Origin of the sequence: Ensifer adhaerens (assembly GCF_001270265.1) — a bacterium.
In the GTDB taxonomy this organism is placed as follows: domain Bacteria; phylum Pseudomonadota; class Alphaproteobacteria; order Rhizobiales; family Rhizobiaceae; genus Ensifer; species Ensifer adhaerens_B.
The window spans coordinates 93360-119279 of record NZ_LGAP01000002.1 but is presented as its reverse complement, the minus strand read 5'-3'; the positions used below and the strand labels follow the sequence as shown (position 1 = coordinate 119279).

27 protein-coding genes are annotated in these 25920 nt (G+C 61.5%); 17 read left to right on the top strand and 10 right to left on the bottom strand.

The annotated features are described in order from the left end of the window. Positions 1-187 precede the first annotated feature (187 nt). Both AC244_RS05390 and AC244_RS05385 read left to right on the top strand, forming a co-directional pair. A complete protein-coding gene (locus tag AC244_RS05390; protein WP_202596047.1) occupies positions 188-898 on the top strand; it encodes a methyltransferase family protein in 711 nt (236 codons plus the stop codon). 350 nt (positions 899-1248) lie between these two features. Beyond that, positions 1249-1653 carry a DUF2809 domain-containing protein gene (locus tag AC244_RS05385; protein WP_053247794.1) on the top strand — a complete coding sequence of 135 codons (405 nt, stop codon included), beginning with the start codon at positions 1249-1251 and terminating at the stop codon, positions 1651-1653. Here AC244_RS05385 and AC244_RS05380 read toward each other — a convergent pair whose 3' ends face one another. Beyond that, positions 1654-2229 (bottom strand): TetR/AcrR family transcriptional regulator, encoded by a 576-nt coding sequence (locus AC244_RS05380; protein ID WP_053247793.1) that lies wholly within the window; start codon positions 2227-2229, stop codon positions 1654-1656. Positions 2230-2362: 133 nt separating this feature from the next. Here AC244_RS05380 and AC244_RS05375 point away from each other — a divergent pair, with 133 nt between their 5' ends. Continuing rightward, a complete protein-coding gene (locus AC244_RS05375; protein WP_053247792.1) occupies positions 2363-3568 on the top strand; it encodes an MFS transporter in 1206 nt (401 codons plus the stop codon). Positions 3569-3681: 113 nt separating this feature from the next. On the opposite strand, the gene AC244_RS37090 is transcribed toward AC244_RS05375, so the two are convergent. Continuing rightward, positions 3682-3987 carry a hypothetical protein gene (locus tag AC244_RS37090; RefSeq protein ID WP_161807841.1) on the bottom strand — a complete coding sequence of 102 codons (306 nt, stop codon included), beginning with the start codon at positions 3985-3987 and terminating at the stop codon, positions 3682-3684. Positions 3988-4112: 125 nt separating this feature from the next. After that, positions 4113-4826, bottom strand: a complete 714-nt coding sequence (locus AC244_RS05365) for a DUF6065 family protein (RefSeq protein WP_053247791.1) — start codon at positions 4824-4826, stop codon at positions 4113-4115. A gap of 229 nt (positions 4827-5055) precedes the next feature. On the opposite strand from AC244_RS05365, the gene AC244_RS05360 reads away from it, so the two are divergent. Next, complete coding sequence (locus AC244_RS05360; RefSeq protein ID WP_053247790.1) at positions 5056-5457, top strand: cupin domain-containing protein; 402 nt, start codon at positions 5056-5058, stop codon at positions 5455-5457. A gap of 325 nt (positions 5458-5782) precedes the next feature. On the opposite strand, the gene AC244_RS05350 is transcribed toward AC244_RS05360, so the two are convergent. The 4 genes from AC244_RS05350 to AC244_RS05335 form a co-directional block, all read right to left on the bottom strand. Beyond that, the gene (locus AC244_RS05350; protein WP_053247788.1) at positions 5783-6022 is read right to left on the bottom strand and encodes a tautomerase family protein; all 240 of its coding nucleotides are present in this window, start codon (positions 6020-6022) and stop codon (positions 5783-5785) included. A gap of 67 nt (positions 6023-6089) precedes the next feature. Beyond that, positions 6090-6803 (bottom strand): SDR family NAD(P)-dependent oxidoreductase, encoded by a 714-nt coding sequence (locus tag AC244_RS05345; protein ID WP_053247787.1) that lies wholly within the window; start codon positions 6801-6803, stop codon positions 6090-6092. Positions 6804-6943: 140 nt separating this feature from the next. Next, positions 6944-7876, bottom strand: a complete 933-nt coding sequence (locus AC244_RS05340; protein ID WP_053247786.1) for a LysR family transcriptional regulator — start codon at positions 7874-7876, stop codon at positions 6944-6946. A 140-nt stretch (positions 7877-8016) separates the two neighbouring features. Next, positions 8017-9354 carry an MFS transporter gene (locus AC244_RS05335; protein WP_053247785.1) on the bottom strand — a complete coding sequence of 446 codons (1338 nt, stop codon included), beginning with the start codon at positions 9352-9354 and terminating at the stop codon, positions 8017-8019. Positions 9355-9618: 264 nt separating this feature from the next. Here AC244_RS05335 and cyoA point away from each other — a divergent pair, with 264 nt between their 5' ends. Genes cyoA through AC244_RS05310 form a run of 5 tightly spaced genes read left to right on the top strand, consistent with a single transcriptional unit; the run spans position 9619 to position 14640 of the window. Next, positions 9619-10809, top strand: coding sequence for a ubiquinol oxidase subunit II (gene cyoA / locus AC244_RS05330; RefSeq protein WP_053247784.1), 1191 nt, complete (start codon positions 9619-9621; stop codon positions 10807-10809). Between the two features lie 32 nt (positions 10810-10841). Continuing rightward, positions 10842-12845 (top strand): cytochrome o ubiquinol oxidase subunit I, encoded by a 2004-nt coding sequence (cyoB, locus tag AC244_RS05325; RefSeq protein ID WP_053247783.1) that lies wholly within the window; start codon positions 10842-10844, stop codon positions 12843-12845. Position 12846: 1 nt separating this feature from the next. Continuing rightward, positions 12847-13470 carry a cytochrome o ubiquinol oxidase subunit III gene (gene cyoC / locus AC244_RS05320; protein WP_053247782.1) on the top strand — a complete coding sequence of 208 codons (624 nt, stop codon included), beginning with the start codon at positions 12847-12849 and terminating at the stop codon, positions 13468-13470. Continuing rightward, positions 13467-13874, top strand: a complete 408-nt coding sequence (gene cyoD, locus AC244_RS05315; RefSeq protein WP_053247781.1) for a cytochrome o ubiquinol oxidase subunit IV — start codon at positions 13467-13469, stop codon at positions 13872-13874. The genes cyoC and cyoD overlap by 4 nt, the downstream gene beginning before the upstream one ends. A 22-nt stretch (positions 13875-13896) precedes the next feature. After that, on the top strand, positions 13897-14640 hold the full coding sequence (locus tag AC244_RS05310; RefSeq protein WP_234716852.1) for an SURF1 family protein: 744 nt from the start codon (positions 13897-13899) through the stop codon (positions 14638-14640). A 147-nt stretch (positions 14641-14787) separates the two neighbouring features. Here AC244_RS05310 and AC244_RS05305 read toward each other — a convergent pair whose 3' ends face one another. Then, positions 14788-16899, bottom strand: a complete 2112-nt coding sequence (locus AC244_RS05305; protein WP_053247780.1) for a methyl-accepting chemotaxis protein — start codon at positions 16897-16899, stop codon at positions 14788-14790. 354 nt (positions 16900-17253) lie between these two features. On the opposite strand from AC244_RS05305, the gene AC244_RS37425 reads away from it, so the two are divergent. The 5 genes from AC244_RS37425 to AC244_RS05280 all read left to right on the top strand — a co-directional run bounded on the left by AC244_RS37425 (position 17254) and on the right by AC244_RS05280 (position 21171). Continuing rightward, positions 17254-17400, top strand: a complete 147-nt coding sequence (locus tag AC244_RS37425) for a hypothetical protein (RefSeq protein ID WP_202596056.1) — start codon at positions 17254-17256, stop codon at positions 17398-17400. Positions 17401-18053: 653 nt separating this feature from the next. Then, on the top strand, positions 18054-18797 hold the full coding sequence (gene minC, locus AC244_RS05295; protein WP_053247778.1) for a septum site-determining protein MinC: 744 nt from the start codon (positions 18054-18056) through the stop codon (positions 18795-18797). 32 nt (positions 18798-18829) lie between these two features. Further along, positions 18830-19645 (top strand): septum site-determining protein MinD, encoded by an 816-nt coding sequence (minD, locus tag AC244_RS05290; protein ID WP_053247777.1) that lies wholly within the window; start codon positions 18830-18832, stop codon positions 19643-19645. Further along, positions 19642-19905 (top strand): cell division topological specificity factor MinE, encoded by a 264-nt coding sequence (gene minE / locus AC244_RS05285; RefSeq protein ID WP_025429518.1) that lies wholly within the window; start codon positions 19642-19644, stop codon positions 19903-19905. Before minD ends, minE begins: the two co-directional genes overlap by 4 nt. Before the next feature lie 165 nt (positions 19906-20070). Further along, positions 20071-21171, top strand: a complete 1101-nt coding sequence (locus tag AC244_RS05280; protein ID WP_053247776.1) for an NAD(P)/FAD-dependent oxidoreductase — start codon at positions 20071-20073, stop codon at positions 21169-21171. Positions 21172-21379: 208 nt separating this feature from the next. On the opposite strand, the gene AC244_RS05275 is transcribed toward AC244_RS05280, so the two are convergent. Then, positions 21380-22453: an adenylate/guanylate cyclase domain-containing protein gene (locus AC244_RS05275; RefSeq protein ID WP_234716851.1), complete on the bottom strand. Its 1074-nt coding sequence runs from the start codon at positions 22451-22453 to the stop codon at positions 21380-21382. On the opposite strand from AC244_RS05275, the gene AC244_RS37925 reads away from it, so the two are divergent. Beyond that, complete coding sequence (locus AC244_RS37925) at positions 22433-22630, top strand: hypothetical protein (RefSeq protein ID WP_234716850.1); 198 nt, start codon at positions 22433-22435, stop codon at positions 22628-22630. The two genes, AC244_RS05275 and AC244_RS37925, sit on opposite strands and share 21 nt — an antisense overlap. On the opposite strand, the gene AC244_RS05270 is transcribed toward AC244_RS37925, so the two are convergent. Continuing rightward, positions 22627-23526, bottom strand: coding sequence for a LysR family transcriptional regulator (locus AC244_RS05270; protein WP_053247774.1), 900 nt, complete (start codon positions 23524-23526; stop codon positions 22627-22629). The two genes, AC244_RS37925 and AC244_RS05270, sit on opposite strands and share 4 nt — an antisense overlap. A gap of 118 nt (positions 23527-23644) precedes the next feature. Between AC244_RS05270 and AC244_RS05265 the strand changes: the two genes are divergently transcribed. Both AC244_RS05265 and AC244_RS05260 read left to right on the top strand, forming a co-directional pair. Then, positions 23645-24481, top strand: coding sequence for an oxidoreductase (locus AC244_RS05265; protein WP_053247773.1), 837 nt, complete (start codon positions 23645-23647; stop codon positions 24479-24481). A gap of 270 nt (positions 24482-24751) precedes the next feature. After that, positions 24752-25642 carry a helix-turn-helix domain-containing protein gene (locus tag AC244_RS05260; protein ID WP_053247772.1) on the top strand — a complete coding sequence of 297 codons (891 nt, stop codon included), beginning with the start codon at positions 24752-24754 and terminating at the stop codon, positions 25640-25642. Positions 25643-25920 lie beyond the last annotated feature (278 nt).

Sequence of the window (25920 nt, the reverse complement as noted above, 5' to 3'; positions counted from 1 at the left end):
TGGCTTTCCGGTCTTGGGCCAGCGGCCTGCTCTATCTGCGCGAAAAAGCCCGATCGTGTTGCTTCCGGCGCCTGCCGCCCTAATTGGTGGTTGTGGCGATGGTGACATCGTGATCGCCATTGCCAATCCCCGTGGGGGGACAAGCGCAAAAGGTAGTCCGGAGATATTTCTCCAAAGGACCAAGGCTATGGAAGAGACCGAAGCGGCGCGGGAGCCGCGCGCGATGTCGCGCCGCATGGCCATTGCCTATGCGATCGGCCTACCGCTTTCGCTGCTGGCATTGATCTTCGTGCCGGCCGGCACGATTGCCTGGCGCCCTGGTTGGATGTTCCTGGCGGTCCTGATCTTGAGTTTTGGCGCTTCCGCTCTGGTGCTTGCGCGGGTCAATCCTGTGATCTTCCGCGCGCGCAGTCGGTTTCAGGCGGGCACGAAAAGCTGGGACAAGGCTCTGCTTGCCATCATCCTGCCGGCAATGGTTGCGGTGTTCCCGGTCGCAGCGCTTGACGCCGGGCGGTTCCACTGGTCGGTCGTTCCGGCCTGGGCGATGCTGTCGGGCTACGGCGCCATGCTGGCCGGCGTCGCGGTGACCGCCTGGGCGCAGGCGGTCAATCCGTTCTTCGAGCCGGGTGTGCGGATACAATCAGAGCGGCATCACCGCGTGATCGATACCGGCCCCTACCGTTTCGTCCGTCATCCCGGCTACATCGCCGCCCTGTTCCTCTTCTTCGGCATGGCGCTTGCGCTCGGCTCGTTTTGGGCGCTCATTCCCGCAGCGCTGGCAGGGACGCTGCTCGTGCTGCGCACGTCGTGGGAAGATCGGCTGCTGCGGGCCGAGCTTGCCGGATATGAAGCCTATTCCCGTCGGGTTCGATGGAGGCTGGTTCCCGGCATCTGGTGACGTCGACGCTCGGGTCACCAGATGCCGGCTCGCCGGTCAAGGGAATGATCCATGTCCATCCGCCTCAAGGCCTTATCCCCATTGGTGTCGTCGTTGTGGCTTTTCCTGCCGACAATGTTGCGTGCCGAAAACACGTTTGTCGATCGCCGCGGAAAGACGGTCAAGTTTGCAAAGCCCCCGGGAACGGATCGTCACCATCGCGCGCTCCGCGCCGATCATCTATCGCGCTGTCGATGCGAAGGCGGATAAGATCGCCGCCATGAACAAGGATTCGTTGACAGACTTCGTCATCCTACCGGCAGCTCTGGAACCGCTCGACAGGCGGGTCGCACCCCTTTACATCGCTCGCCATGGAACTCCGCTTCAACCGCCCCGCCTTTGTATTCTCCATCCTGCTGTTCGTCGTCCTCGTCCTGTTGGCGACGGTCGGGGCCGGATGGGGGTGGATCCGCAGCTTTTCCGGCGATGTCCTTGCCGTGATGTGGGTTTACTGCATGCTAGCATCGGTGGTGAAGGCTCGGCCCCAGCTGGTCGCCGGTATCGCATTCTCGCTTGGCGTGGCGGTCGAACTTGCACAGTACCTGGCGTCCAATTTCGGTATCCGCGTTTCCAACCCCATTATGAGGGTCGTGTTGGGAGCCACACCAGACTGGTGGGATGTGCTGGCCTATGCGCTGGGTGCCGTCCTCGTGTTGGGCATGGCGATGCTCGGTCGCTTCCGGCAGCGCCGCACCGTTGCACTGCGCGCGCTTTGATTAGACGGGGGCGGGCGCAGGCGAAACCAGCTCCATTGCCCCGGTCACCAGACGCGCGACACGAGCCGTATCCGGTGCCTCGCCAAAGAGGATGCGGTACATGATGGGCGAGACGACGCGGTCCATGACGGCGTCGACATCCGGGAATGCTTCGCCGCGGCCTTCAGCGCGCGCCGCGATCACCTCGATCTGCTGCTTGGTGAAGTTGCAGCACTGATAGGCGCCGCTGCCGTCCTGTGCCGCCAGCACATCGCGTATCATCGCGCGCCCGGGTTTCGAGGACATCTCCTCCGCATATTGCTCGGCCCAGGCCAGCAGATCTTGGCCGCCATTCCCGGTATCGACCGGCTCCATGTCGGGTCTCAACCGCTCGACCGCGACATCGGCCAACAGTTCCTGGATATCGCCCCAACGGCGGTAGATGGTCGACGGCGTCACGCCCGCTTCCACGGCGATCATCGGAATGGTGACCTCCGCGCGCTCCATTCTTGTCATCAGCGCCTGCACGGCCCCGTGCACCGATGCCTGTACCCTGGCGCTTCGCCCGCCCGGGCGCGGACCTTCCCTGCCTGCCATTCCAACTCTTCCTTCCGTCTGCAGCGTATGGATCAGAAACTTTCACAGCACCATAAACGCAAATTATTTGCTTTTGCGGCGGCTCGCTCCTACATCGCCTAAACGCAACGATTTAGCGTTAAGGATTATATAGATGTTCTCCTCTGCCAAATCCAGGGAGAGTGGCGCTGCCGCCGCCACCCCTAGGGCGTCCCACGCGGTCACGCTTGCCCCTTTCTTCGGCGCGTCGTCCGCGCCCACGCCGCTCTACCGCATTTACCAGGAGAGCTTTGCAGCCTCTCCGGTCATGATGACAGGAATCTTCGCGGTCTATGCTTTCGCGCTTCTCACCGCGCTTTTGATCGCCGGTTCGATCTCCGACCACCTCGGCCGGAAGCCGGTGATTTTCAGTGCGCTGCTTCTCGAAATCGTGGCGATGCTGCTCTTCGTCGTTGCCGACGGACCGTCCTGGCTGATCGCGGCGCGCGTTGTTCAGGGGCTGGCGACCGGCATCGCCGGCGCCTCGATCGGTGCGTCGCTGGTTGATGTCGATCGCGCCAAGGGCCAGCTCGTCAATTCGCTCGCGCCGCTGATCGGCATGGCCGTTGGCGCCTTGGGGACCAGCGCACTCATTCAATACGGACCATTTCCCCTTCACCTCGTCTACGGGTTGCTCCTGATCGGCTTTGTCTTGCAGGCAGTGGCGATATGGTTGACGCCGGAGACGGGCGGCAAACGCACCGGCGCGCTCTCATCGCTCAAGCCGACGATCGCCATTCCGCCTCAGATCAAGCGGCCGCTCGCACTGGCGACCCCGATCAACATCGCGAACTGGGCCCTTGGCGGCTTCTATCTCTCGCTGATGCCCTCGCTCGTCGCGTCCGTCACCGGCAGCAGGGCGCCGCTGACGGGCGGAGCCGTTGTCGCCACGCTGATGGCGGCCGGTGCCTTCAGCGTCTTCCTGCGTCGCGCCTGCAGTCCTCGGGCAAACGTAACCTTCGGCGTTTCGGCCACGACCACCGGCATGCTGATCGTAGTTGCCGGTACCCACCTGGCGAACGTGCCGGTCATGATCCTCGGCACACTGCTCACCGGCGCCGGCTTCGGCACCAGCTTTCTTGGCATCATGGGGTCGATCATGCCGCTCGCCAAGGCGGAGGAGCGCGCCGGGCTGCTGTCCGCCTTCTACATCCAGAGCTATCTCGCCTTCAGCCTGCCGGCGATGGCCGCCGGGTTTTTTGCAAAGACACTGGGCTATCAGGCGACGACCGACATCTACGCGGCCGTCATCATCGCCACCGCCGTTGGCGGGCTGATGGCAAGCCGCGAGCGCCGGGTGAGGGTGCCGGCGGTTTCATGACCGATCTCAGACATAGGCTCGCGCAACAGTTCGAGTGAGGAAAGTGTTCCCGGATGGAATAGAGCGTCGCTACGTCCGTTATCCCTTCGGACCGGAGATGCCGGTCCGTTTTTTCAAGAAGGAGTTACGGGCATGAAAAACCACTGGAAACTGAGCGCCGCCCTCATCGCCGGCGTTACCGCCTTTGCCGGCGCCGACGCGCAGGCAAAGCAGGCGACCGCTCCAGCCCACGCGGTCGGCAGGCAGGTAGGCGGCCACCACGACGATACCATCATCGTTGCGGGTAACAGCTCCTCCAACTCGTCGAGCAACTCCAGCTCGAATTCATCGTCCAACAGTTCGTCGAATTCGAGTTCCAATTCCTCATCGAACAGCTCTTCGAACTCCAGTTCGAACTCGTCATCGAACACCTCGTCCAATTCCAGCTCGAACGGCTCGGACCGTTCGTATCGTTCCGGCAAGCTGTGGCATACGCGGTGAAAGCGAAATCGCAAAAGAGCGGGGACCGGGCGACCGGTCCCCGCTTCTTACTTTCTGCGGTAGGCTAGCGCGCGGACCGTGCCATCCGCCGATACCATCCCGCACCGGCGATCGTGTTCCGGTGGACGACGTTGCGGCTCGCCGCTTCCTCGTTTGTTTCCGCGCGAATGTCCGCTTTGATCGCGGCCCCATCCCGACGAAAAGGGACGACCTGAACAAGCGGCGTGCCCTTCTCGATCACATGGACGCCGTCAGCTGCGGTGGCAAAGAACGGGAAATGGATGTTGGCGGAATAGGTGTCCGTATCGACAACGCCGGCCACGCACTCGAACGGCTGCGCCGGTCGGTTCAAAGGCGGCACGAACAGGCAGCTCCAGCCGGGAGGAGTGCGGATGGACCAGTAATTGTGAAACTTGCAGGGCGGGCTCGGCTCCTTCGGGTTGCCCGCAACCTGGTGAGCACCGTGATTACTGACCATCACCCGGTCGAATTCCCAGCCGGCTTCGACGTTTCGCCCCTCATCCCGGATTTCGAGACGCACCGTGGCTGCCAATGGCAGGATCCAGCCGGTGGTCATCGCATCCAGAAATGGCATGCAGCGCTTGATGGTCAGGCCATTGTCTCTGGCGGAAAGATGCTGCGGATCGACTGCGGGCAGCTTGCGGTACCAATCCGGGAGAATGGTCTTGGCGGCCACCGGCGGCGCGATGACCCCCAGGTCTTCCGGATGACAAAGGAATTGGATGCGTGACGGTTTCTTCTTCAGAAAGTGCAACATGTTCGTTCTCCGTTCGGTGGACGGAAGAACGGGCGGCGCCGGAGATTATTCCACGGCGCGTTGCAATACGCGCGGCTCGGGCGACGGATGCGCGCGTCGTCGGTGGCGCGCTCCACAGGCTACATGACGTTACAAAAGTCGGGCGGGGCGGACACACTGCTCATACATGCCGCTGGTCAGATTGCGACATTGGCTTCAAGCAAAGCTTCAAAAAGGGAAGGACGACCGGATGAAAACGACGAGCATCATCGCCGCTACGCTGCTGATTGTTGGTGGCGGACTGACACTGCAGGCTGCGCATGCACAACAACATGGACTTCAACGCACCGACCTCCTGCAGAACGACATCAGTGTGCCGGGACGTGAAGTCGTCCAGGTGCGCGTCGACTTGGAGCCGGGCGCGGTTTCCATAAAGCATTCTCATCCGGGCGAAGAGGTTGCCTACGTCCTCGAGGGCTCATTGGAGTACCAGCTGGACGGCAGGAAATCCGTCACACTCAAGGCCGGCGAGACCTTGTTCATTCCAGCCGGAGTGAACCATGTGGCCCGGAATGTCGGCAGCGGCAAAGCGTCGGAACTCGCCACATACATCGTCAAGAAAGCGACCCCACTCGTCGTGCCCGCGAAGTGATCGTCTCAGGCGATGATCAGCGATGGAAGGCCCGGCATCAGCCTTAGTCAGCCCTTCCGGCTGCCGAACAGCTCTTCGGCGTCGCCTGGTCTGCCCGCTTCATCGCCGCCCTGCGGGTCGCGGCAACACAAAGGAAGATCATCCTTCTGACCGATACGCCCGTGTTGTCGCTTGGGAGCAGCCGGAGCTGTTCTCTAAAGAGCTTTGGGTGGCCAACCGCTGCGTTGACTTGATTGAACAGACCGCGCCGCTCCTGACGCGGTCTGTTCGATGACGGTAGGGCCGTCCGCTGCGGCTGAACCCGCGGGGCCATGAAGTCCTTGTCTCAGGACCGTGCCGCCGCTGCTCGTTGAGCCCGGTATTGCGCTGCTGGCAGGCCGCCCCAGCCCCAATTGTCGAGTTCGACTTCCTCAATGATCACATAGGTCGATTCAAGCGGCTTGTTGAGGACGTTGAGCAGCACTTCGCTTACGCCGCTGATGATGGCCGCCTTCTCTTCGGCTGATACCGAATTGCGATCGGCGGACGTTCCTTCGCGCGTGACCTGTACGGTGACGATGGGCATGGCACCTCCTTTGTGGGTAGGTTTACGTTGGCTGGCTCGACCTCGGTCCGAGCCAGCCTCGACGTGGTCACCAGCGGCCGGCGTTCTGGCCGCCGTCGACGTGGAGAATTTCGCCGGTCACGAAATTGGCCGCTTCGAGATAGAGCACCGCATCGACAATATCGCCGATCTCACCCATCCGGCCGACCGGATGCAGCGCTGCCAGCGAGGTGTGTGTCTCGGGCGCATGCATCGGGGTCTTGATGATGCCCGGTGAAACGGCGTTGACGCGGACGCCGGTCTTTGCGAACTCCATGGCGAGCGACTGCGTCACCGCGTTCAGACCACCCTTGGTCAAGGAGGCAAGAGCGGCCGGCAGACCGGCGATCGGCTGGTTGACGAGGCTCGTGGTGATGCTGACGACGTGACCTGCACCTTGTTTCAGCATTTCGGCAGCGGCGCGCTGCGTGATGTGGAAGAAGCCGGCGACATTCACACCCAGGTTGTCGTCATAGTCGGCCAGGGTGAACTCGGTAAACGGCTTTGAGAGAAAAACGCCGGCATTGTTCACCAGCGAATCGATACGGCCGAAACGCTCCAGCGCCACTTGTACGATCCGGTCGGCGGTCTCCGGCTTGGCAATGTCGCCTTGAACAGTCGCGATATCAGGATCGACGCTTTCCTTGATCGACCGGGACGTGGCGACCACGCGATAGTTGCGGCTGCGGTATGCTTGCACCAATGCAGCGCCAATCCCTTGCGAGGCGCCGGTGATGATGACGACTTTCTGGTCCTTGCTCATGATCTTGATCCTTTTCAGTTGCAGCGATCGCTATCGGCGACCGCCCTACGCCCTCGGCGTTGGTGCGACTGTTTTAGATCCATTCGTTTCTCGGCAGAATAATCGCTGTTTGGCGAATACTCGTGCGAATACCGGCATAATTAGTTGAGCGTACCGGCCTCGAGGGCTAGACGTGCAAACTCCGCTCGTAGGGTTGGAGCGGCAAAGTCGACAAAGGCGCGCACTTTCGGCACGGACATGCGGCCATGCGGCGCGAGCAGATGGACGGGCAGGGGAGGATGCTCGGCATCAGCCAGCACGATCTTCAGTCGCCCGTTCCTCATATGCTCCGCGACATGATAGGAATAGAGCCTGGTCAAGCCTTTGCCGGCGGCAGCCGAGTCAGCCGCAGCGCGCACGCTGTTGACGATGCAACGGGGTGTCAGGTGAACCGTCCGGGGAATGGTCGAACCATTCGCCGGCGTGAAGTTCCAGCTCTCGAGACCGAAGTTGCTGAATGCCACGATCCGGTGTTTTGTCAGATCCGCGGGTTCCTCGATGCGCGGGTGATTTGCAAGATAGTCAGGCGACGCGACCACGACGCGCCGCACATCGCCGCCGAGGCGGGTGGCGATGTTTGATGAATCGGCCAAATGGCCAATGCGCAACGCAATGTCGATACCTTCGTCGACGAGATTGACGAACCGATCGAGCAGAAGGAGCCGGACTGAGACATCCGGGTAGAGATCGAGGAAATGATCGACGATTGGGCGCAACACTTCCTCGCTGACGATCGGTGGCGCCGAGATGGTCAACACGCCGCGAGGCGCTGAACGTTCGCCGCCGGCAAGCATGTCAGCTTCCTCCAGATCTGTGAGGACGCGTCGGCAGGCGGCTGCATAGCGCTCGCCTGCTTCGCTCAGCTTCAGGGTGCGGGTTGTGCGATGCAGAAGTTCGACACCAACGTGAGATTCCAGGAAGCCGAGCGCCCGGCTGACCGCTGTCGGTGACCGGTTCAACCGCCGCGCCGCGCCGGCGAGGCTGCCCTCGTCGATCGCGGTGACGAATACCCTCATTGCGTCGATGCGGTCCATTCTGCCGATCTCCGGAGTAATAGCTGCCAAACGGCCACTATTCACCCGACGATCGACAGGAGTAAATATGTGAGCTGAGACGATGCGCGTTGCCGCCGCAGCTGCCGATGCTGGAAGAGGCCTGCTAAAACACGGCGACGCTAATTCTGGTCGGGCGCCCGCGTGAGGCTGAGCGCCACCAGCGTGCAGATCGCGCCGGAGATCAGATAGCCGCCGATGAAAACGATGCCGAAGCTGGTCGCAAGCCCAAGCGCCACCAGCGGCGCGAAGGCGGCGCCGACGAGCCAGGCCAGATCGGAGGTGAGCGCCGCGCCGGTGTAGCGGTAATACTGGGTGAAGCGCGAGGAAACGGCACCGGAGGCTTGGCCGAAGGTCAGACCAAGAACGGCAAAGCCGATCAGGATATAGGCGTCCTGTCCGGCTCCGCCGGCGTCAAGAAGGAAGGGTGCGGAGAAACTGAAGATTGCGATCAGCATCGCGCCGATCATCAGCTCGGTGCGGCGGCCGATGCGGTCGGCGATCACGCCCGACACGATAATGCCGATCACACCGACGGCGGCACCTGCTACCTGGACCAGTAGGAACCGGGCGGCCGACTGTCCGCCGTTCAGGATGACCCAGCTCAGCGGGAAGATCGTCACCAGATGGAACAACGCAAAGCTCGCCAGCGGCACGAAGGCGCCGAGCACGACGTCCAGCGCGTGCTTGCTCAGCATTTCGAACACCGGCCGGGCTTTCAGCTCCTGTGCCTCCATCGCCGCGCCGAATTCCTTGCTGGCGACGATGCGCAGGCGCGCAAACAGCGCCACGACGTTGATCGCAAACGCCACGAAGAAGGGGTAGCGCCAGCCCCAGGAGAGGAAGTCATCCTCTGAAAGATTGACGACGAAATAGTAGAAGATGATGCTGGCAAGCGCAAAGCCGATCGGAGCGCCAAGCTGCGGGATCATCGCATACCAGCCCCGGTGGTTCGGCGGGGCGTTGAGATTGAGCAGGGATGCAAGCCCGTCCCACGCGCCCCCGAGTGCAAAGCCCTGCCCAAGTCGGAAAAGCGCCAGCAGCGCCACCGCCCAGTAGCCGATCGTCTCAAAGCCCGGCAGGAAGGCGATCGAGGCGGTCGAGCCGCCGAGAATCACGAGCGCGATCGTCAGCTTGGTACCGCGCCCGTAGTGGCGGTCGATCCACATGAAGACGAGCGAGCCGACCGGACGCGCGATGAAGGCCAGCGGAAAGATCGCAAACGACATCAGCGTGGCGGCGACCGGGCTGGGTGCAAACGGGAAGATGAGTTTTGGAAAAACCAGAATGGAGCCGAGGCCGTAGACGAAGAAGTCGAAGAATTCCGACATGCGGCCGATGACCACGCCAATGGCAATGCTGCCCGGCGACAGCGGCTTGTCGTCATGGATGCGACGGGCATCCCGCTCGAGGCCAGACGACGTTGGGCCTGAAGACGTAGGATTGACGACCGAGCTCATGAATTCCTCCCGGCGATTTGTGCCGCCTCGTCGAAATGTTGATCAATCAACGCCTGAGATCAAGGAAGCGGCGAAAAAAAACGTGAACTCATCGGCATCTCCCCAATGGTCAGCCGGCGAGGATGCTCTAGATTGGGCATTTGCGGACATCGCCGTCCACTCTGCTGCGGTGCGACAGAATGCTGCAGTGCGACGAACAACCTCATTCCGCCGAGCCCAATACGCGATTAGTGCCGACTAGACAAAACGCAAATGGAGCCCGAAATGCCCACTCCATTGAAGCTCGCCGGACGATCGGCCGCTCTTTTCTCGACCTTGGCCCTTGCCGGGTGCGACATGGTCGTGATGTCGCCGTCCGGCGATATCGCGGCGCAGCAGCGAGATCTGATCGTCGTTTCGACGATCCTGATGCTGATCATCATCGTGCCGGTGCTCTTCCTCACGCTGTTTTTCGCCTGGCGCTACCGCCAGTCCAACACGGCTGCCAAGTACGATCCGGAATGGCATCACTCCACCGGTCTGGAAGTCGTCATCTGGTCTGCGCCGCTGGCGATCATCATTGCGCTCGGCGCCATCACCTGGATCAGCACCCACAAGCTCGATCCCTACCGGCCGCTCGACCGGCTCGATGCCGATCGACCTGTTCGCGCCGATACGAAGCCTCTGACGGTCGAGGTCGTGGCGCTCGACTGGAAATGGCTGTTCTTCTATCCGGATTACGGCATCGCGACCGTCAACGAGATGGCGGCACCCGTGGACGTGCCGATCAACTTCAAGATCACCGCATCCTCGGTCATGAACTCCTTCTACGTGCCGGCACTGGCCGGTATGATCTATGCGATGCCCGGCATGCAGACCAAGCTGCACGCCGTCATCAACAAGTCGGGCGAGTATGAAGGCATGTCGTCCAACTACAGCGGCGACGGCTTCTCGCACATGCGCTTCAAGTTTCACGGGCTGGAGCAGGCGGGCTTCGACGATTGGGTCGCAAGGGTCAAGCAGAACGGCACCCTGCTCAACCGCGACAGCTACCTGAAGCTCGAAAAGCCGAGCACCAAGGAACCGGTGCGTTACTTCGCCAGCGTCGAGAGCGGACTTTTCCAAGCGGTGCTCAACATGTGCGTGCGCACCGGCCAGATGTGCATGAACGACATGATGCACATCGACATGATGGGCGGTGCCGGCGTCGAAAGCCACGAGAACCGCGCCAAGCTCGAGCATGACAACCGCCATGCGGGGGAAACGGGCCATGCCGGCGAAGCGGCACCGGGCGCCACCTTCCCGGCGACAGGCAATCCATCAAAGAGCGAAGAGCCGGCCGAAGGCATCGACAACGAGCCACAGTCGATGAACCACGACATGCACAACATGCACGGGGACGAGACGGCGCCCGCCGAGAACCAGGACGGCCCGGCGCCTGCGCAGTTGAACGACGCCGGCACCACAAAGCCCTGACGCCCGCATTTCAAGAGAATTTGGATAGCCCTATGTTCGGTAACACCAACCTCACACAATTCATCTTCGGGCGGCTCACCTGGGAAGCGATCCCCTATCACGAGCCGATCCTGGTCGCGACGTTCATCGCCGTGGCCATCGGCGGCCTCGCCATCCTGGCGCTGATCACCAAATACAGGCTCTGGGGCTATCTCTGGAACGAGTGGTTCACCAGCGTCGACCACAAGAAGATCGGTGTCATGTACGTGATCCTGGCGCTCGTCATGCTGATGCGCGGCTTTGCCGACGCGATCATGATGCGGCTGCAGCAGGCGATCGCCTTCAATGGCAACGAGGGCTATCTCAATCCGCATCATTACGACCAGATCTTCACCGCCCATGGCGTGATCATGATCTTCTTCATGGCCATGCCGTTCGTGACCGGCCTGATGAACTATGTCGTGCCGCTGCAGATCGGCGCGCGCGACGTCTCCTTCCCGTTCCTCAACAATTTCTCGTTCTGGATGACGACGGCTGGTGCCGTCATCATCATGATGTCGCTGTTCGTCGGCGAGTTCGCCCGCACCGGATGGCTTGCCTATCCGCCGCTTTCGGGCGCCGACTACAGTCCGGGCGTCGGCGTCGACTATTACATCTGGGGCCTGCAGGTGGCGGGTGTCGGCACGACGTTATCAGGCATCAACCTGATCGCGACCATCGTCAAATTACGCGCGCCGGGCATGACGCTGATGAAGATGCCGGTCTTCACCTGGACGTCGCTCTGCACCAACATCCTGATCGTCGCGACCTTCCCGATCCTGACGGCGACCCTCGCCTTGCTGTCGCTCGACCGTTACGCCGGCACCAATTTCTTCACCAATGACCTTGGTGGCAACCCGATGATGTATGTCAATCTCATCTGGATCTGGGGCCATCCGGAAGTCTATATCCTCATCCTGCCGGCCTTCGGCATCTTCTCGGAAGTTGTTGCCACCTTCTGCGGCAAGCGCCTCTTCGGTTACGCCTCCATGGTCTATGCAACCTGCGTGATCATGATCCTGTCCTATCTCGTCTGGCTGCACCACTTCTTCACCATGGGTTCGGGCGCATCGGTCAACGCCTTCTTCGGCATCACGACGATGATCATCTCGATCCCGACCGGGGCGAAGATGTTCAACTGGCTGTTCACAATGTATCGGGGCCGCATCCGCTACGAAGTGCCGATGCTGTGGACCGTCGGCTTCATGGTGACCTTCGTCATCGGCGGCATGACCGGCGTCATGCTGGCGATCCCGCCGGCGGATTTCGTGCTGCACAACTCGCTGTTCCTGATCGCCCACTTCCACAACGTCATCATCGGCGGCGTCGTCTTCGGCCTGATGGCCGGCCTCGTCTACTGGTGGCCGAAGGCCTTCGGCTACAAGCTGGATCCGTTCTGGGGCAAGATGAGCTTCTGGTTCTGGCAGATCGGCTTCTTCTTCGCGTTCATGCCGCTCTACGTGCTCGGCCTGATGGGCGTCACCCGCCGCGTGTCGCAGTTCGAGGATCCTTCGCTGCAGATCTGGTTCGTCATCGCCGCCTTCGGCGCCGTCCTAATCGCACTCGGGATTGCTTCCTTCGTCATCCAGCTTATCGTCAGCTACTTCAGGCGCGATCAGTTGCGCGACACGACTGGCGATCCGTGGAATGGCCGGACGCTGGAGTGGTCGACCTCCTCGCCGCCGCCGGAATACAACTTCGCCTTCACCCCCGTCGTCCACGATCACGACAGCTGGTACGACATGAAGAACCGCGGCTACGAGCGCCCGCTCGGCGGCTTCAAGCCGATCCATATGCCAAGGAACACCGGAACCGGCGTCATCCTGGCGGGGTTCAGCGCCGTGCTCGCCTTCGCACTGATCTGGTACATCTGGTGGCTGGTGATCGTCTCGTTCGTTGCCATACTGGCCGTGTCGATCGGGCATACGTTCAACTACAAGCGGGATTTCTACATCCCCTCAGAGACCGTGACGGCAACGGAAGACGCCCGTTCCGAACTTCTGGCGGAGCGGAGCTGAGATGACCGACACAACCCAAGCTGAAGCAACCGAAGCGCCGCAGTTCTACCTGGAGGAGGAGCACCATCCCGAAGGCAGCACCATGCTCGGCTTCTGGCTCTACCTGATGAGCGACTGCCTCATCTTCGCCGTCCTCTTTGCCACCCACGGCGTGCTCGGGCGGAACTATGCGGCCGGTCCGTCCCCGGCCGATCTGTTCGATCTGTCGCTTGTTGCCATCAACACGGCGATGCTTTTGTTCTCTTCGATCACCTATGGTTTTGCCATGCTCCAGATGGAGCGCAACGCCAAGATGGAGACGATCTTCTGGCTCGGCGTGACCGCCGTGTTCGGCCTGGCGTTCCTCGGCATCGAACTCTACGAGTTCTATCACCTGATCCTTGAGGGTGCAGGCCCGACACGCAGCGCCTTCCTGTCGTCATTCTTCACGCTCGTCGGCACGCACGGCCTGCACGTCACCTTCGGCATCATCTGGATCGTGACGATGATGGTGCAGGTCAAGATGCATGGCCTGATCCCCGAGAACCGCCGCCGGCTGATGTGCCTGTCGATGTTCTGGCACTTCCTCGACGTCATCTGGATCGGCGTCTTCTCCTTCGTCTATCTGATCGGAGCCATCGGATGAGCCCACAGCCACACAGCCTCACCCATGAAGATGCCAGCCAGGCGCATCATGGCCACAGCCACGGTCACGTAGCGGGCCACGGCTCGCTTAAGAGCTACCTGATCGGCTTTGCGCTTTCCGTCATCCTGACCGCCATTCCCTTCGGGCTGGTCATGAGCGGCGTGCTCGACAGCAAGATGATGACGGCCGTCCTCGTCATGGGCCTCGGCGCCATCCAGATCGTCGTGCACATGGTCTTTTTCCTGCATATGAACCCGCGCTCGGAAGGCGGCTGGACGATGATGGCGCTGATCTTCACGCTCATCATCGTCGGCATCGCGCTCGCCGGTTCGCTCTGGGTCATGCATCACCTCAACGTCAACATGATGCCCATGACCCACGAAATGATGAAGAACATGCCGTGACGGCCCGTTGACGCGTACGGCCATGAGCGAGCGTGCGGCAGACATGAAGGCGGGCGCGCGGCCTTCCCGCTCCCGCCTCGTTCTCACCACCGCCCTGTCGGTGCTGGCGGTGGTTTTCATCGCTCTCGGCTCCTGGCAAGTGCAGCGTCTCTTCTGGAAGCTCGACCTGATCGCCCGTGTGGACGCCCGCGTTCATGCCGAACCGGTGCCGGCGCCGCCCCTGCCGGAATGGCCCGGCATCAGCGCGGAAAAGGACGAATATCGTCGCGTGACCGCGCAGGGCGCCTTCGACCATGATCGGGAAGTCCTGGTTCAGGCGGTCACCGAACGCGGCGCCGGCTTCTGGGTGGTGACGCCGATCGTGCAGGAGGACCGTTCGACCATCCTGATCAATCGCGGTTTTGTGCCGTCGGACCGGCGGGATCCTGCCGCGCGCGCTCAAGGCCAGACGTCCGGTATCATCGATGTCACCGGCCTCTTGCGCATGTCGGAGCCGGGTGGCGGCTTCCTGCGCTCCAACGACCCGACAGGCGACCGATGGTATTCCCGTGACGTCGTCGCGATCGCCAAGGCCCAGGGCCTGACGAATGCCGCGCCCTACTTCATCGATGCCGACGCCACGCCCAATCCGGGCGGCCTGCCGGTCGGCGGTCTGACGGTGGTCAGCTTTCGCAACAGCCACCTCGTCTATGCGGCAACCTGGTATGTGCTGGCACTGATGAGCGCGGCGGGCATCTTCGTCGTTCATCGCGCGCGGCAGGGTTAGGTGCACGCCGGTCGACGCCGGTTAGAACCCCATTACTTAAGACGCGCGTGATCGGGAAAAGGACCCGGATGCCCGGTTGGGACCGCGAAGCGCGAAGCCTGGGGCCGCTTGTTGGCACGACCGCTGCCACGCCGGGGAGGCCGGCCGTCAGGCGGCGGCGGATATGTTGCTCGCGCCTGCGTCCCCTGTCGCAAACTGCCCAAGCTGGAAAACCGACAGTAGTTCGCGAAGGCTTGCGGCTTCGCTCGCTAGAACGGTGCTCGCAGCGGTATTTTGCCCGACCATGGCGGTGTTCTGCTGCGTGGTCTGGTCCATCTGATTGACCGCAGCGTTTATCTGGGACAAGCCGGCCGACTGCTCGTTCGAGGAGAAGGCGACGGCCTCCACATGCCGACTGACTGCGTCGACCTGAATGCTGATGTCACTCAGCGCTTCACCCGTCTTGCGCACTGTCGCCGCGCCCTTCTCGATCTCGTGTGCGCAGCTCTGGATCAGTCCCTTAATCTCCTTGGCGGCCAGCGCCGATCTTTGCGCCAACTCCCGCACCTCGTGGGCAACGACGGCAAAACCCTTGCCTGCGGTCCCAGCGCGCGCGGCCTCGACGCCCGCGTTCAAGGCTAGAAGATTGGTCTGGAATGCGATCTCGTCGATCACGCCGATGATGTTGGATATGCGAGCAGAGGACTGTTCGATGCGCTGCATCGCTTCGATGGCGTCCTCGACAAGGTCGGAACTCTCGCTGGCGCGGTGGTTCGTTCGCTGTGAGGCCGAATGGGCCTCTTGAAGCCGTGTCGAAGCAATGGTGGCATTCGCCGTGATCTGATCGAGCGCTGCCGCGGTTTCCGCGAGTGAAGCGGCCTGACGTTCTGTGCGGCGGGCGAGCTCGCTCGCGCTGCCGCTGATCTCACAGCTTCGCTCGTCGATCGACCGGCTCGCTTTGGCAATCTGTGCCATGACGTCCCGCAACTGTGAGAGCGTTGCGTTCAGATCGTGGCGCAGGGGCTCGAAATCGGGTGCGAACTGGGTCGTAAGCTGGAACGAAAGATCGCCGGCGGCCAGTCGTCTGAGTGCTGCGGCCAGATCGGCCGTAGCCCGCATCAACCGCTCTTGCGCGCGAACGTCTGCAGCTTCCTGCATCCGCAACCGGTCCGTCTCGGCCTGCGCCCGGACCCGGGCTGCGTCTTCTTCGAGCTCGCTTCGTTCGATGGCGGCCTGGCGGAAGACTTCGAGGGCCGTTGCCATCTCGCCCAGCTCGTCCCGACGCCCAATGCCCGGAACGGTCGTCATGGTATCGCCCCTGGCAAGGTTGCGCATCGAAGCGGCAAGCACCAGGATCGGCCTGCTAATCGACCGGCCGATCAACCACACACCCGACAGGATGACAACGAGCGCAAGGGCAATGAGACGGATTGCAAGCGTAATGTTGCGCTCAGCCACATCGGCATTCTCCGACAGGGTGGCTGCCTTTTCGAGCGCGTAGTGTTCGAGAATGCGTGTGACGATCGGCTCGACTTGGCGGTAGGTGGCCGTCACGGACGTGCGAGCGGCAGCCTCCTCGAGCGTAGCATCGGCATAGAGCCTGAAGGCATCGGCATAGACCTTGAGAGCCTCCAGGATGCGCATGCGTTGCGCACCCGGGCGAAACGCTTTCTTGGCAAGCGTTGAGAAGTTTTCGATCTCGGCCGCGTGTTTTTCGAGGTAATGGGTCTGGCGGCGAAGGATAAAATCCTTCTCGTGACGGCGCAGCGTCAGCATGCTGGCTTTCAGCTCCAGATCTGCAGTCGCCTCGAGCCGTTGCTCGATGGAGTGAACGGCCTCGCGCATGGCGCCTTCCAGCCCGCTCGATGCGTCAAGCCCAAGGTCCTTATTCCGGCCGACGAGGTCCGAAAATGCGGCTGCGTATTTGCGGAGGCCGAGCTGAAGCGCTTCAAGATCGGCGCCATGCTGCGGGGCGGACATGGCGCTGAGGGCATCGACAACAGCGCTTGCGCTTGAAAGCGCGGCGTTGAATTTTTCGACCGACGTGGCTTGCCGGTACAACAGGAAGTCCTGCTCCCACAAAAGCGTTTCGCGGAAGTGGCCCATCATCCGAGCGACCTCGGCCTCCCGCTCAGACAATCCTTCTGCCGTGGCGCGGTAATCCGCCTCGATCGTTCGCTGGGCGAGAAATATGCCCGATATCGTCACAATACCGGCAAATGCCACGCATGCGAGCAGCAACACACGATGAGCGATCTTAAGGTTGGAAACGAATGACAAGGCCCCACTCCGGCTTCATGCGATCCTTGCCGTTTAGATGCCGTCGGTTAATCAAGATCCAATCTGCGATGAAGATTTCATGAACGTTTTGTGATGGTCCGGCCGAGCGTGCATCGATCGTGTGGCAAATCGATCCGGGATCCTGAGGGTAAATCGGTATCCTGTCATCGGTTGGCTTGGCTAGGCTCGCGGTTGCAAGCTGCCCATTGTCGGCGAGGTGTTGCGGCGAGCCACCGTAGTCGAGTTTCTCCCTGTTCCCCGCGGAACAGCCCAATCGGGACCGACCCACTATTCTCTCAAGATTGAAGTGGTGATAAATCGTGAGGGAGAGCCACGATGCCGTCAGATATGACCATGACAGAGGTGCTGAAGGATCCGCTGATCAGACAGGTTTTGCGCGCCGACGGAATCGCGCCCAGGACCTTTGCTGCAACCCTGCGACTAGCGGCAAAGCGGGCGGCCGAGCAGGCCCCGGTCAACCCTGCCAGTTCAGTGAACTGACGTAACGCTCCATTCGTGCCGCATTGTCGTGAAACAGCGGCAATAGCGGAGCCCTGCCTGACCGGACCCGATCTTGGCCCTGCGGTCATCGGTTCTGGATGACGCCGTTGCCCAGGCTCCGAGCCGATCCTCTTCACGAGCAACGCATGCCGCAACTGATGCGCAGGCGAGCCTGGATCTGCTGATCGTCATCATCCGGTTGCTATGACTGCCTGGCCGAGGCGGGATGTCATTTCGCCGTGAAGTTCGTCAACAGCACCCCTTGTCGCCAAGCAGGCACACGAATCGATCCGCCTTTCCCGCAGTCCCGTTGCGCTCGATATAAGCTTCTCCCAGGATCACCGTTTTGACGGTCACATCTAGGGACTCACCTTCCGATTGAGAGCCGCGGCGCTTGCCGCCGCAGCCCGCAACGTCATTGGCTTGCATTCTGTTCCGGCTGCATGACGTGGGCTCCATTTATCGGCCCATTTCCCGGTCCCGTTTTCATCGTGATCGGAATGGAATTTTCGGTGGCGAACGAGCACATCAGACACTGCCGCCGAAGGCATCGAGCCGCTTTGAAAAAGCCTGCCTGCGAGAAGCGGCAGGTGGCTGTTAACCATTTGTTAACCATCCGTCGCCTAGATCTTGGCAACGAAAAATTAACGAAGATGATCAAAGTGCTAACAGACGCTCGTTCGATCCGTATCAAGGGCCGCTCGTTTCTGAGCCTCGCGCTTTCGCCGGAACTGCCACTCGATTCGTGGCTGACGCGGCTCGACGATCTGGCCGCTCGCTCGGCGGGGTTCTTTCTCGGCCGGCCGGTGGTGCTCGACATCGTCGATCTCGAAATCGACCGGCCGCAGCTGAAGGGCCTGCTCGACGAGCTTGCCAAGAGAAACGTCCGGGTTCTCGGTATCGAGGGCGGGCGCCCCTCGCTGTTCGAGCCCGGCATGCCGCCATCGATGAGAGGCGGCCGACCGGCGCCGGAATTCGAGGCGGCGGCGGGCGAATTGATCGCCGGAGAGCCGAAGGCGCCTGAGGCTGTCTCCGTCATCGGCCAGGAAACACCGGCGGCCAGAGCGACAGCTTCGATCATCGTCAGGGAGCCCGTTCGCTCCGGACAATCGGTGATCTTTCCGGAAGGCGATGTCACCGTGATCGGGTCGGTCGCTTCGGGTGCGGAAATTATCGCCGGCGGTTCGATCCATATCTACGGAGCGCTCAGGGGGCGGGCGCTGGCGGGGTCGGTGGGAAACACTTCGGCGCGCATCTTCTGCCGCCGGCTCGAGGCGGAACTGCTGGCCATCGATGGTGTCTACAAGACCGCCGACGATATGGCGCACGAACTTCGCGGACAGTCGGTGCAGCTCTGGCTCGAAGACGACTCGATCATGGCAGAGAGACTTAACTGAGCCGGCTGCCGGCCAGGAAACAGGAGCGGAAGATGGCGAAAGTAGTTGTTGTTACATCGGGCAAAGGCGGCGTCGGCAAGACGACGTCGACCGCTGCTCTCGGTGCTGCCCTGGCGCAGCGCAACGAGAAGACCGTCGTCGTGGATTTCGATGTCGGCCTGCGCAATCTCGACCTCGTCATGGGTGCCGAGCGCCGGGTCGTCTATGACCTGGTCAACGTCATTCAGGGCGACGCCAAGCTGCCGCAGGCGCTGATCCGCGACAAGCGCCTGGACACGCTCTTCCTGCTGCCGGCATCGCAGACCCGTGACAAGGACAGCCTGACGCCGGAAGGCGTGGAGCGCGTCATGAACGACCTGAAGAAGCACTTCGACTGGATCATCTGCGACAGCCCCGCCGGGATCGAGCGCGGCGCCACGCTTGCCATGCGCCATGCCGACATGGCCGTCATCGTGACCAATCCGGAAGTGTCGTCGGTTCGCGACTCCGACCGGATCATCGGCCTGCTCGACGCCAAGACCGAGAAGGCGGAACGGGGAGAACGGGTCGAGAAGCACCTGCTTCTGACCCGCTACGACGCCCTGCGCGCCGAACGTGGCGACATGCTGAAGGTCGACGATGTCCTGGAGATCCTGTCGATCCCGCTGCTCGGCATCGTCCCCGAGAGCATGGACGTGCTGAGGGCATCCAACATCGGCGCACCGGTGCCGCTCGCCGACAGCAAGTCTGCGCCGGCGCTTGCCTATCTCGACGCAGCCCGCCGGCTTGCGGGCGAAACGGTGCCGATGACCATTCCGGGCGAAAAGCGCGGTCTGTTCGGCAAGATCTTCGGACGGAGGGCAGCATGAGCATTTTCAGTTTCTTCAAAAAGCAGAGTTCGGCCCCGACGGCGCGCGAGCGGCTGCAGGTCCTTTTGGCACATGAGCGGGCCTCCGTCGGTCAATCGGATCTCGTAGCGCTGCTGCGCGAAGAGATCCTTGCCGTCATCTCCAAGCACGTGCAGATCGATGACGACAAGGTCACCGTCAAGATGGACCGCGGCGAACACGTGACGACCCTTGAAGTCGACATCGAGATCCCGCTCGCCGCAGGCGCTCGGGCGGCCTGAAAAAAGCTGGACGGCAGTGTGTGATATCAGGCAGCGCGGGATGTCGATGGTTCGGATCATCCGTTCCCGTGCTGCCTGACGCATCCCGCCATCCTGTGCTACTGCATCGCCTTATAGTGTCCTTGACGCGTCCTGTTTGACGCGCGGCGCTGTAGAGGTCGGCCAATGTCTATTGAGCAAGTGGAATGCATTGTCGCGGGCGCCGGGGTCATCGGGCTGGCCGTCGCTCGTGCGCTTGCGCAGGCGGGCCGCGAGGTGATCATCGTCGAGGCGGCTGATCGCATCGGCAGTGAAACGTCGTCCCGCAACAGCGAAGTCATCCATGCCGGGATCTATTATCCGGCGGGCAGCCTGATGGCACGTTTGTGCGTCGAAGGCCGGACATTGCTTTACGCCTATTGCCGGGAACGCGGCATCCCCCATCGGCAGTGCGGAAAGCTGATCGTGGCGACCTCGGCGTCCGAACTTGAACAACTGCCTGATATCGCGGCCCGGGCGGCAGGGAATGGCGTGACGGATCTCCGGCAAATCTCGACCGCGGATGCCCGTATCCGCGAACCGGCGCTTGCCACGACCGGCGCCCTCCTATCGCCGGCGACCGGCATCATCGACAGCCATGCCTACATGATGTCGCTGCTCGGCGATGCCGAGAACGCCGGTGCGGTTCTTGCGCTCAACAGTCCCGTCGAGCGGGGCCAAGTGACCGATGACGGTGTCGTCGTCGATGTCGGCGGCGCCGAGCCGGTGAGCCTTGCTTGCCGCCTGTTCGTCAACGCCGCCGGCCTCGCCGCACCGAAGCTGGCGCGCCGGCTTGAGGGAATGCCTCTCGCGCTCGTGCCGAAGGAATACTATGCCAAGGGCGATTATTTCTCGCATGTCGGCAAGGCGCCGTTCTCCCGATTGATCTACCCCGTGCCGGTCAAAGGCGGCCTCGGGATCCATCTGACGGTCGACATGGCCGGCCAGGCGCGCTTCGGGCCCGATATCGAATGGGTCGATGCATTGAATTATGACGTCGATCCGGCGAAGGCTGCATCGTTCTACGCCGGTGTCCGCCGCTATTTTCCTGACCTGAAGGACGGCGCGCTTGTGCCAGCCTATTCCGGTATTCGCCCGAAGATCGTGCCGCCCGAAGTGGCGAGCCAGGACTTCGTCGTGCAAGGGCCAAGCGTGCACGGTGTACCCGGACTGATAAATCTGTTCGGCATCGAGTCGCCCGGCCTGACCGCATCTCTGGCGCTGGCGAAGCTTGTCGCAGAAATCTAGCGCATACATGGCCAGAGCGCTTCCGGTTTAGACGGAGTCGCAGAAACGCTCTATCTCTTTGTTTTTACGCATTTCCTAACGGAAAACCGCTTCGCACTTTTCCTGGAAATGCTCTAGAAGAGCCGTGCCATTGTTGGTGCCAGGCGGATTGCCGTGGTCGCCTGCCCTGCTGTGCCATCGGTTGGCGTCCGATTGTGCGAACCAGTTCCTAGCTGGGTTTTCGAGCGTAGAGCCGCTTTGCGTTCGTAACGCCCTTCAACTGAAACGGACCAAGGTCCGCAAAATGCGCCCTGTCGGGCTCGGAAAGCAGGGCGGCGAATTCCTGCGAAACGACGAAGGAATGCCCGACCGCCCGGCACGTCGATGATATCCGGCAAACTTCGTTTACTGCGGGGCCGATGACGGTGAAATCGAGCCGTTGATCACTGCCGACGTTGCCATAGAAAACCTCGCCGACATGGAGTGCCACATACGCCGAAGTGATCGCCTGCCCGTCTTCGCGCCGACGTTCATTGAGCTCTGACAGGCGTCTTTGCAGGTCGTCTCTTGCGCGCAGGGCGGCCGCTGCAGCCAAGTTTTGGTCCACATGGTTGAAAATGGCGAGCGTCCCGTCGCCGATCAGCTTGAGGACATCCCCGCCTGCACCGTAGACCGCCGAGATGACCGCCTCCGAATAATCGTTCAGCATGGCAATCAGTTTGCTGCTATCCACCGCCTCGGAAAGCGAAGTGTAGTTCTCCATGTCGGAGTACCAAAGCACCGTATGGATGCTCTCCACGGTTCCGCGTGCAATACGCCCCTCCAGCACGCGGCGGCCCGGATCGCTTCCAAGATAAACCTCGACCAACGAGTTCGCTATCTTTCTGAGCGTGGCTGATTTGACGCCGAGCGCAAGGACCGGGACCAGTTTGCGCAGGGCCTCGAGGTCGCTGGCGGCAAAGCCGCCGGGCCGCCGGGTCGACCACCGGGAGTAGATGCTGTCCATCTCGCCGATCGCGTCCTTGTCACTCAGCTGGTGTATCAATGCCAGATAGTCGCTATGGCCTTCCTGTTTGAGATCGTCGAGAATCGAAAAGCGCGCCTCGCCTTGACAGTCGAGCGCAATACGAAGCTCCGAAAGCCCGTTGTCCGACATGAAATGAAACGGACTGCTGCGCCAGCGCTTGGCGTTGTCCTCCGATTCTCGTCGCGAAAACACCTGTTGTTCGACTTCGTCTGTCTTGTTCGCATGCCAATAGAAGCCCTGCGATTCCAGGACGGGATGGAGCGTGTCGATGAACACTGCGCCCTGTGCAATGCCGATGCCCGCATCGCGCAGGCGCTCGCAAAAGCCGGCCAGCAGGTCCGCTTCTCCCAGTCCGCGAAGACCCTGGTCCAGGAGCCAATCATTGATCTTGGCAATGTGACCGTACTCCATGGCGCGTTCCTTCTGTTCGAGGCTTTCCTTGCCAGGGCTTAAGATCCGGACCCCGAAGCTTTGACGAAATCGACAAAGGCGCGAAGCGTCGCCGGCATTTGTCGGCGGCTCGGATAATAGATATAGAAACCACTGTAATACGGACACCAGTCCTCAAGCACGCGCACAAGACGCTGCTGTTCGAGATGCGTCCGGACCTGGTCCTCGAACGTATAGGCGACGCCGGCGCCGAGAAGCGCTGCATCGACCATCATATCCTGATCATCGACCACCAAGGCACCGTCGACCTCGACGCTCAGTTCGACGCCACCGCGCTCGAATTCCCAAGCGTAGAGCCGGCCGCTGCCGAAGCGCAAGCCGATGCAGGGAAGGTCGTGCAGGTGATCGGGCGTCGTCGGCTGGGCGTACCGTTCGAAAAACGCGGCCGACGCGACGATGGCGGTGCGTTGACGTGGTCCGATCGGGATCGCGATCATGTCCTGTGCGATCACTTCGCCGAAGCGGATCCCGGCATCGAACCCTTCGGACACCATGTCCACGAGATCGTTGTCGACGACGATCTCGATGCTGATCTTCGGGTGCGTTTCCAGGAAACGGGCGACGACGGGCAGGAGCACCATCTTCGCGGATGCGCGCGCCGCATTGAGCCTCAGCCGGCCAATCGGCGTGCCGCGCAACTCGTTGAGATCATCGAGTGCATCCTCGATGTCACGGAAGGCGGGTGCGACGCGGACAAGCAGGCGCTCGCCCGCTTCCGTCAGCGCGACGCTGCGCGTCGTTCTGTTGAAAAGACGCAGATCCAACCGTTCCTCCAGCGCCTTCAATGCGTGGCTGAGCGCCGAGGGCGTACAGCCGATCTCATCGGCGGCGCGGCGAAAGCTGCGGTGCCGGGCAAGGGCCAGGAACGGCGAGAGGTCGGAGGGAGATATTGTTCGCATTGCTGAGCTATATTCATCAACTCAAAGAGAATCCAGTCGATTATCTCAGCAGCCTTCCCGCGGTAAAAACGCTTCAACCGCCAAGCAATGGAGCGGTCACGCAAATCAGGAGGTTCACATGCATACGTGGTTCATCACCGGCGCATCCCGTGGTTTTGGTGCTCTCATCGTCGAAAAGGCCCTGGCAAAAGGCGATCAGGTCGTCGCAACGGCGCGCAATCCCAAGGCGATCGTCGACCGCTTCGGTGCGCACGCCAATCTTCTTGCCGTCGCCCTTGACGTGACCGATGAGGCGCGGGCGCACCAGGCCGTCAAGGAAGCCATCGCCCGCTTTGGCCGCATCGACGTACTCGTCAACAATGCGGGATACGGGCTCCTCGGCGCGGTTGAAGAGGCAAGTGGAGCCGATGTCGAGGCTCTCTACCGAACCAACGTCTTTGGGCTACTTTCGGTGACCCGGGCCGTTCTGCCGCACATGCGCCGCCAGCGCTCGGGGCGCATCCTCAATTTCTCGTCGATCGGTGGTTATCGCGGCGGATCTGGTTTCGGCGTCTATTGCTCGACGAAGTTCGCCGTGGAAGGTTTGACGGAGGCTCTGGCCGATGAACTGAGGCCCCTTGGCATCTATCCCACGGCGATCGAGCCGGGCTATTTCCGCACCGACTTCCTGGATTCCACGTCGCTCAGCGTCAGCCCGATCGAGATCAGCGACTATGCGGAAACGGCCGGCGCCGTGCGCAGCAAGGCCAGGGAGATCAGCCACAACCAGCCGGGCAATCCCGACAAGCTGGCCGAGGTGGTGATCTCCTTCATCGACGCGAAAGATCCGCCGGTCCGCCTGCCGCTCGGCAGCGATACAGTTGCCGCAATCGAAGCGAAGCACGCGTCGGATCGTGAACTTCTCGCCCAATGGCGCCAGGTTTCGGTTTCGACCGATTTTCAACAGGCTCGGTGATCATTCAGATCGGCGGACGCTCCCTTACTCAGCACGGGGAGCGTCCGCTTCCAAGACGATGACAGGTCGCGGCAGCCTGCAATGAATTTGCTCAACAGTTGCGAGACGCAAAGGTGGTTCATGCCGCAGAAATTCGAAACGGCAATTCTCATTGAGGCAGTCATCTTGTCTCGGTCCTGCCAAATATTGCAGATCTGTATTCCGCTGATAGGATCGTAATCTTTAGGGATACATAAAACTATAGGTATTGCCCGTTGAGAGAGCGTTTCCATGTCTGTAAATACACTTGCGGATACGACCATTCACATTCGCCGGTTGCAGGGAGGCTTGGCTCCGCCCGTGGCTCCGGAAGTCTTTTTCGGGGACACGCGGCTGGTAAGCCGGTGGCGGAACGAGCCTTTCGAATATGACTTGCCGCCGTTGAAGCACCATGTCCTCGCCGCAAAATTTGCAGGAAGCGGCATGGCTTCCGTCAAGATCGGCCGACAGCTGGTTCATGGTCCGGCGCTCGCGGGAACCATAACGCTCGCGCCAAGGGGACATGCTGGGTTTTGGCGCGCCGATGCTCCTGTCGAGGTCTCGAACATCTTCCTGGGGCATAATCGCCTGCTGGCCTGTGCGGACCAACTGGGCAATGGTCGGGAACCCGAGCTGCTCGACCGCGTGAACTTTGGCGACCCCAAGCTGTTTGCGATCATGTCCATGATCAATGACGAGATCGGTTTGCGCGATGCGATGTCCCACCTGTTTGTTGAGCAACTGCTCGATCTCGTGTGCCTGCAGCTGATCAGAGCCCATTCGGCCGCAACGGTGGCGATTGCGCCGGGCCCGCGAAGCGGTCTGTCCGGCTGGCAGCTAAGGCGTGTCACACATTACATGCGGGAGAACCTGGCGGCGGATATCCGTCTCCAGGAGCTGGCCGATCTGGTCAATCTCAGCCGCTTCCATTTCTGCACCGCTTTCCGGATAGCCACCGGATACACCCCTCACGCATGGTTGACACGTCAACGCATCGCCTATGCCAAGACGCTGCTCAAGGACAGGACGCTCCGCATAGGCGACATCGCGTTCGCGGTCGGATACGAGACGCAATCGTCCTTCGCCGTGAGTTTTCGCAAGGTCGTGGGCCTCACGCCGCGTGAGTTTCGACGCAGGCTCTGACGATCGCCAGCGTCGACATCCGGTCGCAGGAAGCCGGGACTGCGGATTTGGCCGGAACGCCCTGCCGATGATCGCAATTTCCGAACAAACCCGAAATCTCGCGACAGTCACGCCTCTGCATAGGCCCTATGTTTCAACCGGCCACCTGAATTGGCCAGGCGTTTCTTTGTCATTCGCATATCGGATCACACCAGACGGCAGTGCGTGCGTTCGAGGTCGCTCGGACGGCAACGGTTACGATCGCTTCGAAAAAAATGCGGGCTGGCCAAACAGGACAT